At 63.6% G+C, this 14,399-nt stretch carries 12 protein-coding genes; 3 read left to right on the top strand and 9 right to left on the bottom strand.

The genetic code is table 11. The annotated features are described in order from the left end of the window. Window positions 1-296 precede the first annotated feature (296 nt). The 6 genes from CFR78_RS13215 to CFR78_RS13240 all read right to left on the bottom strand — a co-directional run bounded on the left by CFR78_RS13215 (window position 297) and on the right by CFR78_RS13240 (window position 6,598). Window positions 297-1,418: a nucleoside hydrolase gene (locus tag CFR78_RS13215; RefSeq protein ID WP_034931359.1), complete on the bottom strand. Its 1,122-nt coding sequence runs from the start codon at window positions 1,416-1,418 to the stop codon at window positions 297-299. 235 nt (window positions 1,419-1,653) lie between these two features. Further along, window positions 1,654-2,850, bottom strand: coding sequence for an MFS transporter (locus tag CFR78_RS13220; protein ID WP_240471422.1), 1,197 nt, complete (start codon window positions 2,848-2,850; stop codon window positions 1,654-1,656). 16 nt (window positions 2,851-2,866) lie between these two features. Beyond that, window positions 2,867-4,174, bottom strand: a complete 1,308-nt coding sequence (locus CFR78_RS13225) for a lipase family protein (RefSeq protein ID WP_034931354.1) — start codon at window positions 4,172-4,174, stop codon at window positions 2,867-2,869. A 101-nt stretch (window positions 4,175-4,275) separates the two neighbouring features. Next, entirely contained in the window at window positions 4,276-5,148 is an 873-nt protein-coding gene (locus tag CFR78_RS13230) for a methylenetetrahydrofolate reductase (protein WP_051672092.1), read from the bottom strand. Then, window positions 5,141-5,992 carry a bifunctional 5,10-methylenetetrahydrofolate dehydrogenase/5,10-methenyltetrahydrofolate cyclohydrolase gene (locus CFR78_RS13235; RefSeq protein WP_051672090.1) on the bottom strand — a complete coding sequence of 284 codons (852 nt, stop codon included), beginning with the start codon at window positions 5,990-5,992 and terminating at the stop codon, window positions 5,141-5,143. Before CFR78_RS13235 ends, CFR78_RS13230 begins: the two co-directional genes overlap by 8 nt. 24 nt (window positions 5,993-6,016) lie before the next feature. Continuing rightward, window positions 6,017-6,598, bottom strand: a complete 582-nt coding sequence (locus tag CFR78_RS13240; protein ID WP_007398668.1) for an NAD(P)H-dependent oxidoreductase — start codon at window positions 6,596-6,598, stop codon at window positions 6,017-6,019. Between the two features lie 176 nt (window positions 6,599-6,774). Here CFR78_RS13240 and CFR78_RS13245 point away from each other — a divergent pair, with 176 nt between their 5' ends. Together CFR78_RS13245 and CFR78_RS13250 are read left to right on the top strand one after the other, a co-directional pair. Next, window positions 6,775-7,494 (top strand): IclR family transcriptional regulator, encoded by a 720-nt coding sequence (locus tag CFR78_RS13245; RefSeq protein ID WP_034931349.1) that lies wholly within the window; start codon window positions 6,775-6,777, stop codon window positions 7,492-7,494. Window positions 7,495-7,506: 12 nt separating this feature from the next. Continuing rightward, on the top strand, window positions 7,507-8,424 hold the full coding sequence (locus tag CFR78_RS13250) for a tetrahydrofolate dehydrogenase/cyclohydrolase catalytic domain-containing protein (protein WP_034931346.1): 918 nt from the start codon (window positions 7,507-7,509) through the stop codon (window positions 8,422-8,424). A 132-nt stretch (window positions 8,425-8,556) separates the two neighbouring features. Here the strand turns inward: CFR78_RS13250 and CFR78_RS13255 are convergent, their stop codons facing one another. The 3 genes from CFR78_RS13255 to CFR78_RS13265 form a co-directional block, all read right to left on the bottom strand. Further along, window positions 8,557-10,323 carry an adenine deaminase gene (locus tag CFR78_RS13255; protein WP_034931344.1) on the bottom strand — a complete coding sequence of 589 codons (1,767 nt, stop codon included), beginning with the start codon at window positions 10,321-10,323 and terminating at the stop codon, window positions 8,557-8,559. A gap of 53 nt (window positions 10,324-10,376) precedes the next feature. Beyond that, complete coding sequence (locus CFR78_RS13260) at window positions 10,377-11,720, bottom strand: NCS2 family permease (RefSeq protein ID WP_110581255.1); 1,344 nt, start codon at window positions 11,718-11,720, stop codon at window positions 10,377-10,379. A 104-nt stretch (window positions 11,721-11,824) separates the two neighbouring features. After that, entirely contained in the window at window positions 11,825-12,610 is a 786-nt protein-coding gene (locus CFR78_RS13265) for a GntR family transcriptional regulator (protein ID WP_034931391.1), read from the bottom strand. Window positions 12,611-12,899: 289 nt separating this feature from the next. Here CFR78_RS13265 and CFR78_RS13270 point away from each other — a divergent pair, with 289 nt between their 5' ends. Continuing rightward, window positions 12,900-14,396 carry an acid phosphatase gene (locus CFR78_RS13270; protein ID WP_371440446.1) on the top strand — a complete coding sequence of 499 codons (1,497 nt, stop codon included), beginning with the start codon at window positions 12,900-12,902 and terminating at the stop codon, window positions 14,394-14,396. Window positions 14,397-14,399 lie beyond the last annotated feature (3 nt).

The raw sequence follows: 14,399 nt of genomic DNA on the forward strand, positions 1-14,399 counted from the left end.
GCCGGCATCCCGGAAGGGAAACTCCGCCCGCTCCGGCAAGCCATCACAATCACCGATAATCCTTAGCGTATATCTGTGCCCGTTTTATGTACGTCCCCCGGAGTGGCATTGCAATAGATTCTGGCTTTATATTCTGTAAAAATTTACGGAATGCGACGGCATTTTAAAAATTACATACATGCGAAAACATATATTTCGGATGTATTACGTATTGACGGCTCTGTCGTAATAACAGAATGGCGCAAGATCTGTGTCACACTGTGTCTGTTTTGGCACAGTTAGAAATCCTGCGCCGCTTACGGGCGGCCCAGGATCTGTTCCATCGTTGCCAGAAGGGCCGTGGGGTTGATGGTTTCCACCACCGTTTCCTTCTGTTCATCCAGATCAGGCTGATATCCGGGCGACCAGGAAAGCGTATCCCCGTATCCGGCGCCAAACTGCGTGTTGATATCAACGTAAAGCTGGTCGGACCTGGTCACGATCTGCGGGTTGAGCCAGACGGTTGCCGCAATTTCATCCCACATGGGGGAACCGGGCTGCCAGTGCGCGACAAGCCTGCTGATATCGGCATTGCGGGACGCGATGCGATGCAGGAAATCGGCGCTGAGTTCCGTTGCCGTGGCGGGGTCGGACGGTACCATGGTGATCTTATGCCACGGGGCGTGCATGACGATGCTGGCGGCCTCGGGGTCGAAGCGCAGGTTGAATTCACGGCGTGGGGAATTGACAAACTCACGCGCGTACTGCCCGGCGGCCACGGTGGAAAGCTGCTGATGCGGGTTCAGGCTGCCGCCCATGTAGACCAGTTCTTTGGCCAGGGAGGCGAATTCCGGATCAAGCCGCTGCGCCAGCGCCAGGTTGGTCATGGCCCCCGCGGCCAGGATCGTGACCTGCCCCGGATAGGCATGGACCATGCGGATCAGGAAGTTGGCCGCGATTTCCTTTGACGGCTTTGTCGTGGCATTGCCATCGGCCGGTGTCGGTACGACATCGGGCGCATGGTAATTCGGGGCTGGCTGGTTGGTGGGTTCCACCCACTGCTTCATCCATGCCCCTTTCCAGATCAGCCTGCCGTACAGGCTTTCCCACTTCTCCGTCAGTTTTTCCGAATTGATCAGCGGATAGATCGCCCCCGGCACCACGGGCACGTCGGTCCGGTGCAGGATTTCCAGCCCGCGCAGCATGCGGTTGATTTCATCATCACGCCAGCGGTTGCCACTTGCAACCGTAATGCCCAGCACATCCACCCCCGGCGCCTTCAGCAGCGTTGCTTCCGCCAGGGAAAGGCTGTCGTCATCATCAATGATGACCTTGCGGTTTTCCGCCGCAAGTCCCGAACATACCGGCATGCCACAGGCCAGGGCCAGGAACAGGCCGCACAGGCGGTATCGGGCATTGCGTGACGAAAAGAAGGACATCAGGTAACCGGTTTTCCAGGATGTTGTTGTCTGTTGATGATATGCCATGCATGTCGGCTGTTTCCAATCGGGAATGCAGACAACACGATGTTGCTTTTTCCGCAAGGGCAAATGAAGCTCAGGAGAAAACTGTCGGATCATAAATAAAAAATGCATAAAAAACATGCATTTACGTGAATGATAAATAGGCAGTCCGGTCGTTTCCCCACAGGTATGACAGGGCCGGTCCACCCTGTCAGGCAACGGCACGGGGCTGGCGCAGGGCGCGGCGGGTCAGGAAAAGCAGAAGCGTGGCCGATGACAGGGCCAGGACGGCAAACAGGACATAGTCGGTCCATGCCGCGATGGAAAAGTAAAGCGAGGGGACCACCACGGACGAGACCGATATGAACTGTCCCACAATGCCTGACACCACACCGCGTGCATTGCCGCTTCCGGCCACGGCGGGCAGCAGGGACATGGCGCTGCCGCTGAGGCTGCTATAGGCGAACATCCATAAAAACAGGCCGACCGAGGCAAGGACGATGCCCGAGGGTGGGAAGAACAGCATGAACTGCGCCCCCGCCCCCACCACGGCCATGACGGCAAAGAGCACAAGCGCGCGCTGCTGCGTGCTGGCCAGCAGGCTGATCAGCCCGCCCCCCAGCAGCATGACGACAATCTTGATCAGGGCCACTTCGGTCGATGTCGTACCAAGGCTTATGGCATGGACACGGGCCAGGTAGGCTGGCGCGACAAGACTGGTGCCGTAGGCCACGGCATTGGGCAGCGCCACGCTCAATGCCAGCGTCAGCACCCGTGAAAAGGCCGGGCGCGCTGCTGCCCCTTCCGCCGTGGTCGGGGCATTCCGGGCCGGTTCCCCGTCGTGCAGGCGCATAAGGAACGCCCCGCCCGCCATCAGGGCCGCCACCATCAGGCCGATATGGAACAGGCATGCCATGGCCCAGTTGCCATCATGCAGGAACGGTACCACCAGCAGCAGCCCTGCGGAATAGCCCGCCGGTGCGAAGGTGGACCAGAAAGCCAGCGCGCGTGAACGGATATCCGGCGGCAGGTATTTCATCAGCAGCGCGGGGGATGTGGTGGTGGCATAAGCAAACCCGCACCCCGTCAGCATCAGCCCGATGCGGAATGGCCAGACATCACGCGCGCTCATCAGCAGCGCATCGCCCGCCACGGTCAGGATAATGGACAGGACAAAACTTTTGCGCACACCAATCAGGTCCACCGTCATGCCAAACATGAAGGACAGGATCGCGGCGGGCAGCGAAAAGAAGGACAGGCCCTTGCCCACCACGGCAGGCGATACATGCTGGATGCCCGATATGGTGCCGATAAAGGGCACAACCATGCCCACTACCGCCATCGAGGCGGCGGCGTAGATGTAAATGATCAGAATCAGGCCGATCGTGAATGTCTTGCCCCGGGTCATGACCATACGCCTTCATTCAGTTGTTCCAGGGAATGCCCGGTGTCGCCTGCTGGATGGGGCCAGGGAGCGCAAGCGTGGCGCAGGTGCTGGCGATGTGCTTTCCCTTCATCAGGCGCTTTACGAATGGCAGGGAATCCCGCACCGATACATTGACCGCCCCGTTATGGGTCAGCCCGGCATATTCGTGCCAGCTTACCGTCGTGCCCGCGTCGCACATGGCGGCCACGGCGTTGTACTGTCCCGCCGTTCCGGCTTCCCCATCCGCAAGTCCGGTGCCGACAAACACGGGCACGCTGATATGGCCATCGGGGATCTGGAATGCCGCGTCATGGTCCTTTTCGTAATCGGCCAGCTTCGCGTTAAACAGGGCGGGAGAGGAAATATGCTTCTTCGCCGCGTAATCGAACAGGCCATGCAGGCATGACATGTGGGCCTGCCGCGCGTAATCCCGGCCAGTGGGGGTCAGGACGGTGCTGGCGTCGCGTGTCGGGTTCAGGCTCTGGTCGGTCCCTTCCACCCGCAGCATGGCAAAGGCGGAATCCATCTGCGTCGGGTCGGTATAAACGGCGGGAATGGGGTTGTGTGCCGCATTGGCCGGAACGTGAAAGTCCGCCACGACCCCCGTCGCCACCACGCCCAGGATATCCAGCTCCGGGGCATGGGCGGGGGCAAGCCACGCCGCTCCCAGCGCTGCCCCCGAACCCTGTGACTGCCCCACCAGCACGATCCTGTTGCGCAGCAGCGTGGGGAACTGTTTCAGCGCCGCCTGCAGGCCAGCCAGCACGCTGTACCCTTCGGGACGGTAAAGCAGGTAGGGATGCGGCCCTTTCGTCCCCAGTCCCTGATAGTCCGTGGCAACAATGGCGAAACCGGCGGCAAGCCAGTGCGCCAGATAGGCCCGGTCGCGCGATGAATATCCCCGCCACGATGGCGCGCACACATCCGCCACCCCGGTCGTGCCGTGTTCCCATGCAATAATCGGCCATCCATGCCGGGGGACCTTGCCCGGTGGCAGCAGGATCTGGCCCGAAACGGCAACGGGCGTGCCTTCTGCCATCCCGTCTGTCGCGCTGTACAGCGTGCGGATGGCGCGCGCGGTTCCATCTGGCAGATGGGGCGTGTTCAGTTCCTCGGTGCGGATCATGGTGCCGGGGGCAGGCAGCGTCACGCCATCGGTTTCATAAAACGCGCTGACCCCGCCATCGCCATACGGACTGCCCGCAGGCGGCAGGGGCGTGGCCGGGGCTGCCGCCAAGGCAGACGTGCCTATCGCGGTGGCGCAGCATGCCAGAAAGGACACGAGGAAAGAACGTGGATCGGACATGGGGTGTATCCCGGCTGAGCGAATGAAGGAAGGAGGTTAGGATGATAACGTAACGTATTGAAAATGAATTATGCTGTCATGCCCCTTCGGTGGCGTGGCGCCTACGGCCTGCCGCAGGCTTCCCGCCAGGCCAGCGTGCGCGCCACGGCCCCGAAGGGGAAGAAGTGAAGCCCCCGGAACAGGCAGCCCGGAATGTCGCCCATTGCCCGCGCTACCGGCTGGATCATCCGTTCGGGGGGCATGGGCCAGAACCAGCGATGCAGTCGGTGGCGCTGCCCCTTCAGGAACTGCAGCGATGGCCCGACCCCGCATTTCAGGCCGTAGCGCATCAGCATGCGTGGGGAGACAAGGCCCGGCAGCCCCACATGCACCGGCAGCGCAATGCCGTTGCGGCGCAGGTGCCGCTCCCATTCCAGCAGCGGGGCCGGGTCAAAGCACAGCTGGCTTACGATACGGATGTCAAGGCTGTCCCGCTGGCCGATTTCCTGTTTCCTTTGCAGGAAGGACAGCGCCTCTCCGGGTTGCATGACCGGCGCGCCTTCGGGGTGTCCGGCCACGTATATGTGGCGTATGCCGCTTTCCTGCAGCACGCGCGTCTCCAGCAGGGCAAGCGTGTCGGCAAAACAGCCTGCGGGTTTCGGGCTGCCGCCCGCGACAAGCAGGACCCTGTCGGTGCGCAGTTCCCCTGTCACGGCCTGCCCGATCATCCGCAGCATGGGAAGATCGGTTATGGCGCGGGCGGCAAGATGCGGCACGGGCACGCACCCCCACTCCCGCACCCTGTGGCAGGCCGCGAGTGTCTGCCCGAATGGCAGGCCAGGAAGCCATGTGATGAATACGGTGGCGCCCGGCGACAGGGCAGCCGGCCGCTGCCGTGTCGTGCCGACATGGGCGGGCGTCATCTCGATGGTGCTGTCATGCACCAGCTGGCGGGTAGTGCCGGCCATGGTGGCGGGGAACCGGGGATCAGGCATCGGCACCCGCCACGTCAAGGATGTTGTGAAGGAGCATCATGCGGGTCATGCCGCCAAAACTGGTGTCAGGCGGGGTGATCCAGCCATCATGCGCCATCATGCTGGCGGACAGGTCTCCCCTTACCTGTCCGTCATGCCATGTCATGCCAACCCCGATCACGGTCGCGCCGGGGCGCAGCATGTCAGGGGCAAGCAGGCCGGGCACGCCCGCAGCCGCGATCACGATATCCGCCTGCCGCGTGCTGTCCGCCAGATTGCGTGAATGCGTATGCAGGATCGTGACATCGGCATTGCCATGCACGCTCCTGCCCCCCAGCAGCAGCGCCGCCGGCAGCCCGACCAGTTCGCCCCGCCCGATGATGGTGACCCGCAGCCCCGCCATGTGGGGATTGCTTGCGGCCAGGAGATGGGCAATGCCCCGCACGGTGCAGGCCATGATGCCAGGTGTTGCGTCATGCAGCGCCATGACGTTGCATGGATGCAGACCGTCCACATCCTTGTGCACGGCAATGGCGCGGCATATGGCCCGTTCGTCCAGATGGGGCGGCAGCGGCAACTGGACCATGATGCCGTGATGGCGTGGATCGGCATTCAGCCGGGCAATATGGGCCAGCAGCGCCGCCTGCCCGGTAACGGGCGGCAGGTCAAGCGCATCCACATGGATGCCCGCTTCGTGGCAGTTCGCCACCTTGCGGGAAATATAGAGGCGGCTGTGCGCATCCGCCCCGACACTGAGCAGCGCAAGTGCCGGCCGGATGCCCCGGCGCGCAAGTGCCGCCGCGCGCGTGCGGGCGCTGTCCATCAGTCGTGCCACGGTCAGGTCAAGGTTGAACAGGGTTGCCATGATTGTACCGCCATCCGGGTGTGATCAGTAAGCCAGCATGGTCTTCCTGACCCGCTTCATGAAGCGGGCGCGTGAGTCCGGTGTGGTATTGTTCATGTTGTACAAGGCCAGATAGTCCACCCGCACCCGGCGGTTCATGACCGCGCGCAGGAAACGGGTGCCGTTCTTGCGCGGTGGATCACCCAGCATGAACGCCCTGTGCCGGGGGGAGCCATAGGTGGTGATGGTCGAGACGCGGCGGATGTTGGAAAAGCCGGGGGACAGCACGCCATTGACCAGCCTGAATGATACCTCGGGCAGGAAAACGCGGTCGAAATACCCTTTCAGGATGGCGGGCCAGCCAAAGTTCCAGACCGGGTGGCACAGCACAAGCGCATCGGCAGCCTGCAGGCGCTGGACGTAATTGGCCACGTATTTCTGGTTGATGGCGGGATCATGGTAGATTTCGCGGTCCAGCGCGCTCAGGACCGGATTGAACCGTTCGCGGTAAAGATCAAGGTCATCCACCTCATGCCCGGCCTGCCTGAGCGATTTTATCGCCAGTTCGTGCAGGGCGGCGCTGAAACTGTCCGCAAGGGGATGGGCATAGATGACGTGGACTTTCATGGCGCGGCCTGACAGACATGATGGGATAAAATGTTCGATATTCGAACGATCGTTCGTTATTGATTTATGTTAGTCAGGCATGCACTGTCCGTGCAAGATATTATTGCCAGAGCGCATCATTCGTGCGGTGGCCCGCTGCATGGTCCACCATCCTTCTCCTGCCCCGACGGATCACCATGACCGAAGCCGATAGTGAAATATCCCTTACCTTTGCCAGGGGCCTGGCCCTGCTGCGTGCATTCGATGCAGATGGAAAAGGCATGACGGTGGCCGATCTTGCCCGCAGGCTGGACTACACCCGCGCCGCCACGCGGCGTCTGGTCCGTACGCTGGAAATGGCGGGATATGTCACGGCGGACGGTACGCGCTACATGCTGACGCCGCTGGTTCTCAAGCTTGGCCTTGGTTTCCTGCAGAGCCGTTCGATCGGCCGGCTGGTCGGTCCGGTCCTGCACGGGGAATCCCTTGCGCTGGGTGAACCGATCTCGCTTGCGCTGCTGTCCGGGCGGGAACTGGTCTATGTCGTCCATGCCCCGACTTCCGCCAAGATCGAGACGGCGGGCTATACCATTGGCAGCAGCCTGCCGCTGACGGCAACCGCCATGGGGCAGGCGACCCTTGCCTTCCGCCATGCGCCCGACCTGTCGGTGCAGGACGGGCCGGGCACGGACCAAGGCCTTGCCACCATCCGGGCGCGGGGCTTCGCCCATGTTCCCGATACGGATGGCAAGGGGTTCTGCGCCATTGCCGTGCCTGCCTTCGGGCTGGATACGGATGCTGCGGTGGGGGCGCTGGGCATTGTCTATCCCAACGGGCGGTATGGCACGGATCACCTGCTGGACGTGATCGTGCCGAACCTGCAGAAATGCGCCCGCTATATTGCCATGGCGCTGTAGGAGCAGCCGATCATGGCCCGTATCATTGATTCCCGTCCGCTGCTGGATGCCTTCCTCGGGGTGCTGCGCCCGCTGTCCGGGCGGGTGGCGCAGGCCGTGGGCCGCGCACCCGGACTGGCCATTCTCCGCGCGGTTGAAAACGCGGGAAGCGCTGCCTATGCCACACGCATCCGCGCCGCCGCAGCACAGGCCGGCATTGCCTGCCATGAAGTGCCCGTGGCGGCCCGGACGGACGGTGCCTCGGGGATGCGCGCGCAGGTCAGCGCCCTTTCGGCAGCACCTGACATTGATGGCATTCTTATCCTGCTGCCACTGCCCGCCGGGTTGGCCATGCCGCAGGCCATGGCGTGCATGGACCCGGACAGGGATGTGGACTGCCAGCATCCGCTCAATCTGGGGCGGCTCATGACGGGGAACCCGCTTTACCTGCCCTGCACGGCCACGGCGGCGGTAACGCTGGCGGAAGGAATGCTACGTGACCTGCGTGGCATGAACTGCGCGGTGATCGGCGCCTCGGCCAGCGTGGGCCGGCCGCTGGCGCTGCAACTGCTGGACCGGGGGGCGACGGTGGATGTGCTGCATATCCAGACCCGTGACATCGCCGCCCATGCCCGCCGTGCACAGGTCGTTTTTGCGGCGGCGGGCCATGCCGGGCTGGTGGATGCCACATGGGTTTCCCCCGGCGCGGTGCTGGTTGATATCGGCATCAATGCCGATCCATCGGGCAGGCCGGACGTGGTGGGGGATATTGACGCGGCTGCGGTGGCGGACCATGCCGCCGCCGTTACGGCCGTCCCTGATGGTGTCGGCCCGATGACGACCGGCTTCCTGCTGGCCAACACGGTGCATGCCGCCAGCAGGCGGGTCGGGCTGGACTTTACCATCCCCGACCTGACCACTCTGCCTGTCTGGCAGGCCCTGCGGCTGTAGAATACGGTTGATAAAAAATAATAAAAGTTTTTGGGTGTCGCCTTTTTTCAAAAAGGCGACGGTCTTCGAAGTTTTTTGAAAAAAGCTTCACCAAAAACTTTCTTATGACTACCGGGTGTTTCCCGGCCTGCTTCAGGCCAGCACGCAGTCCGTCACCACCTCCCCGGTCATTCCGGATGTAATGCCCATATCGGTTACATGCGGGCCGGGGTTGCAGGCAAGGCTGGCCCCGATCATGAGCTTGATGACGGCGGTATGACCATCCCACGTCGTGACGGACGCACAGGCATCACGCACGGCCTTGAACTGCCGCGCCACTTCCTGCGGGTCCGATGCTGAAAGCAGGCCGCAGACCGGCAGTTCCAGATGCGCCAGCACCCTGCCGTCACGCACGGCCACCATGCCCCCGCCCGAGCGGATCAGGGTATTGGCGGCCAGCATCATGTCCGCTTCCCCCCGGCCGATCACGGCCAGGTTGTGGCTGTCATGCAGCACGGTGGTTGCCACCGCACCCGACCATTCGCCCCAGCCTTCCAGAATGCCCAGTCCCGGCACGTCGGACGCACCATAGCGGTTGAATACGGCCATGAGTGCCGCGTCTTCGGGAATGACGACATGGCCGTCGCGCACCGCGACCTCGCGCTCACCCCATCGGGTGGTGCGGGGTACGGCCACGGTGCGCACGCGGGCGTGGGTGCCGGTTGCGGGGATGTGGAAGGACTGCTCCGTGGTCAGTGCAAGCTTCATGGTCTCGGTGGGGGCGGCAACGGGGTCGGGCCGCAGCGGCTCGCACAGCGCGCCATCTTCCGCCACATGGCGGCCGGATGCGAAAACATGATGTGCCCGGAATTCCTTCAGGTCATCAAATACCACCAGATCGGCCCGCCGCCCCGGTGCCACAAGGCCCAGGTCACGGCGCTGCAGCCGCATGGCGGTGTTGAGCGTCGCCGCCCGCAGCGCCTGCACCGGGTCCAGCCCGATCTGCACCAGCCGGCGCAGCATGTAGGCCATGCCGCCACGGCTGACCAGGTCATCGGGGAAGATGTCGTCCGTGCACAGGGTCACGGTCTGGGGCACATGGCCCAGCTTGCCAAACAGGGCGACCGCCTGCGGCAGGATGTCCTCGTGCGAGACGCGCAGTTCGATCGTCATGCCCGCGCGGATCTTTTCCAGCAGGTCGGCTTCGCTGGTAATCTCGTGGTCGGATTCAATGCCCGCGGCAAGGAAGCCCTGCAGCCCCCTGCCCGCCAGGTCACGCGCATGGCCACAGACCAGCTTGCCGCTTTCCAGCCCCGCCTGCGTGATGCCGCGCATGAGCGGGCTGCGCGCCAGCACGCCACGCATGTCCATGATCTCGGCCACGCCGCGCACTTCCGGCCAGGACAGCATTTCCTCCATGGCGGTGCCGTCAAACACCGCGCCTGAACGTTCCAGTCCGGGCGCGGACGGCACGCATGACGGTGCCAGCACGATAATGCGCAGCGGCAGCCCGCGTGCGGCGGCTATGGCCCATCGCACCGCCTCCAGCCCGCCTACATTGCCGACTTCATGCGGGTCCCAGCAGATGGTGGTCGTGCCCTGCGGCACCACCACGCCGGCATAGCTGCGCGGCGTGACCATTGAACTTTCGATGTGCAGGTGTGAATCGATCAGTCCGGGTGCCACGATGCGTCCGCCCAGGTCAATGACCTGCCCGGCGTCGTGAAAGGTGCCGCGCGGATGGACACTGGCGATCAGCGGTCCCGTCAGGCCGATATCCGCATCGCGGATTTCACCCGTCGCCACATCGGCCACGCGGCCGTTGACCAGCAGCATGTCGAAGGCTTCCTGCCCCTGTGCCGCCCGTACGGCCCGGTCCCGCAGTGCGGGATCATTCAGGTCGGGATAGGGTGAATGCATGTGTCTTGTTCCTTCGTGCTGGAATGATGGATATATGTACCGCATGGCCGCCATCAGTGATGCATGCCCATGCTGACGATGAAAAAGACCGTCATGACCGCGCCCAGCCCCCAGGCCGTGGGGCTGACGCCGCGCCAGCGCCCGGCGGCGATGTTCATGACGATGTAGGAAAACGTGCCAAAGGCCATGCCGTTGAGCAGGTTGCTGGTCAGCACCGCGAACATGAAGGTCATGATGGCGGGCACGGCCTGCGTCATATCCTTCAGGTCCAGCCGGGATATGGCACCGAACATCAGGATTCCCACCATGACCAGCGCCGGTGTCGTGGCCTGTGGCGGAATGATCATGAACAGGGGCCACAGGAAAAGTGCGGCCACAAACCCGAATGCGATGACCACGGCCACCAGCCCGGTGCGCCCGCCCATCTGCACCCCGATCACGGATTCCAGATAGACCGCCACCACCGCCGTGCCCAGCACCGGCCCCAGGATCGTCCCCGCCGCATCAGCGGCAAAGGCGCGCGTGGCATTGGGAACGGACCCGTCGGGGCGCAGCATGCTCCCGGCACTGGCAATGCCCAGCAGGTTGGCCAGCGTGCCGAACAGTTCCGTGCACAGGAAAAAGATGATGACAGGCAGGACGTAGAAGAAGTTGTGGAAAATATAGCCCGGATCAAGGTGGAACGCCGTGGCCGATGGCCAGACGGGCATGGCGAACACGCGCGTGGGCCAGTGGGTGATCGTACCCCCGTGCCCGTCAGGCACGAACAGGCCCGCAAGGGTCAGGGCCATGATCGAGATGATCAGCGCGCCGGGCACGCCCGCGGCCACAAGGGCGGGAGTAAGGATCAGCCCGGCAAAGGTCAGCATCACGGCGGGGCTGGACAGCGCGCCCATGGTGACAAGCGTGGTGTGGTTGCCCACCACGAAACCGGCATTGCGCAGCCCGATGAACAGGATGGTCAGCCCGACCGCGATCTGGATGCCCACGCGCAGGCAGTCGGGCATGCCGTCGGCCATGCGTTCACGCACCCCTGTTACGGTCAGGATCATGAACACGATGCCGGTGAAGCAGACGATGGCCAGCGCCGCGGGCCATGGCACGCCCATCTGCTGAACCATGACCACGGCGAACACCACGTTCGAACCGATGGCTGGCGCAAGACCCAGCGGCAGGTTGGCCAGCAGCCCCATCGTGGCGGATGCGATGATGGCGATAAGGCAGGTTGCCGTCAGTTCGCTGGCGCGGTCCATGCCCGCGTTGCTCATGATGGCGGGATTGACCGCAACGCAGTAGACCATGGCCGCGAACGTGCCCAGACCGGCCACCACTTCCCGGCCAGCCGTGGTTCCGGCAGCCCGCAGGTGAAACAGGCGTTCCAGCAGATTTGGCTTCATCAGAACTCCGGCGCCCGTGGTGCGCGCCATGGTGGCGCGCAACTTGTATCAACTTGTCTTATATTCGTTCCGGGCAACAATCAATAACCGAATGTCGCGCCCGCTCACCCGGCGGGGGGCCATGGGTCACGGGGAATGAAATCGGTATCGGGCAGGCTGCCGCCATGCGCGGTGATGGAGAAGCGCGCAATGCCCGGCCGTGCCAGCAGCGTACTGTGTTCGCACGCAACCCCCGCGTCATCACAGGTCACGCGGCGCATGACCATGACCGGGCTGCCCTGTGCCATGGCCAGTTCGGCTGCCAGGGCCGGCTGTGCCTCGATCACATCCACCGTCAGGTGGGTGCGGCCCAGACGCAGGCCGATATGCTCCGTCATGAGCCGGGGGGAGGAATGGATGCGGGCGTCGTTTTCGGACACGAATGCCCGGAAGGCAGGTGGATAATACACCTCCGTCACCGCAACCGGCACGGCATCGATCAGGTAGCGCCGCCGCATCAGCAATGCGCGGGCATCGTCCAGGTTCAGGGTCCGCGCCACTTCGGGCGGTGCGGGTTCGAGGCCAAACGCCAGCAGTTCCGTCACCACGGCCATGCCGCGTGCCTGCAGGATGTCACTCAGCCCCACGACGGGATGGGCGGGGGGATTCCTGTCCGCGGGTGGGACGACAAACGTGCCCCTGCCCTGCCGGCGGCAGACCAGTCCGGCATTTTCCAGATGCCGCAGCGCATGGCGGATGGTCACGCGGCTGACACTGTAGATCCGGCACAGGGCCGCCTCGGAGGGCAGCCTGTCGTGATAGCCATCCTCGCGGCCGATCCTGCCGCTCAGGTGCTGGGCAATCTGATGGTGCAGCGCACGGGATGATGGGGTGTCTGACAAGGTCTGCATGAACAAGGAAATGCCTGCCCGGATGGGTCTGTCCTGAAAAAAAGGTCCGTGCCCCAGCATGGCACGGACCGGCGGCAAACGGAATGCATCATGCGCCCGGTGGCGCAGTCCCGCGCGTTTGCGCTTTCTGTTTGTTTCCCGTTATGATCCGGGCTTGCATGACATAATTCATTCAGCAGGTCGGGATACCATGCCAGGACGCACCACTTTCCAATCCCTCCGGTTCATGGCGTGCGGCGGGGCACGACGTTCTGCCCGTGGCCTGCTGGCCCCGGCCCTTGCATGCACCATGCTGGCCGGGCCGCTCCATGCCGCCACACCCGCGCCGATTGACCAGATCAGGAATGTGGTGGTCATTTTTGCCGAGAACCGTTCCTTTGATAACCTGTACAACGGCTTTCCCGGTGCCGACACCTTTGCGGGCCAGCCGCCCGCCCGCTTTGCCCAGCGTGACCGTGATGGCAGCATCATGCGTGAACTGCCCCCCGTATGGGGCGGGCTGACCGGGCGCGGCGTGCCGGATGCCGTGACACAGGCGATGAGCGCCCACCTGCCCAACCAGCCCTTCCGCGTGGATGACCCCCACGGCTTCAACGTGCCGCTCAGTACCCTGACGCATGACCTGTGGCACCGGTTTTATGAAAACCAGATGCAGATCAATGGCGGCCGCAACGACATGTTCGTGGCATGGGCGGATTCCGGTGCCATGCCCATGAGTTACTGGGACGGTTCGGCCATGCGGATGTGGCAGGTCGCACGCAAGTACACGATGGCGGACCATTTCTTCATGGGGGCTTTCGGCGGGTCGTTCCTCAATCACCAGTGGCTGGCCTGCGCCTGCGCGCCCTATTACCCGCAGGCCGACACCAGTCCCGCGCATCCGGTCATCTCGGTTGTCGATGCGGGTGGCAGGGCGCTGGTGGTTGCGCCCAATTCCCCCCGTTCCGCGCTGGAAGGCGTGCCCAAATTCGTGCGTGATGGCAACCTGACCCCCGATTTCCATGCCGTGAACACCATGCAGCCCGCTTACCAGCCCAGTGGCAACCCGGCGGCAACCGGGCAGGACACGCGCTTTGCCGATCCGACCGTGGCGACAACCCTCCCCCCTCAGACCGAAGCCACGATTGGCGACCGGCTGAGCGAACGCGGCATTACATGGGCATGGTACGCAGGGGCATGGCAGGATGTGCTTGACCACGGCAACCATTACCCCGCCCCCGATTTCCAGTACCATCACCAGCCCTACAACTATTACCTGAACTACGCCCCCGGCACGCAGGCGCGGCAGGCGCATCTTCTGGATGGCGGCCTAGCGGGTGCCGGGTTCATCGACGCGATTGACCACGGCAGCCTGCCACAGGTCGCGTTCTACAAACCGCAGGGCAACCTGAACGAACATTCCGGCTATGCCGATATCCAGTCAGGGGACCGTCATATCGCCGATCTGATCGAACATCTGGAGAAAAGCCCCCAGTGGCCGCACATGCTGGTGATCGTGACCTATGACGAAAATGGCGGCCTGTGGGACCATGTCGCCCCCCCGGCAGGAGACAGGTGGGGGCCGGGATCGCGCATTCCCGCTATCATCGTCTCGCCCTTTGCCCGTCGCGGTTACGTGGACCATACGGTGCAGGATACGACATCCATCCTGAAATTCCTGACCGAACGTTTCCACCTTCGTCCGCTGGATGGGCTGACGGTACGCGATCGTGCCATACAGGCCGCCACCGGGCACCCGCTGGGTGACCTGACGGGTGCCCTCAACCTGCCTTCCACGGGGAAATGATCC

The organism is Komagataeibacter rhaeticus, from assembly GCF_003207855.1.
GTDB lineage: Bacteria > Pseudomonadota > Alphaproteobacteria > Acetobacterales > Acetobacteraceae > Komagataeibacter > Komagataeibacter rhaeticus.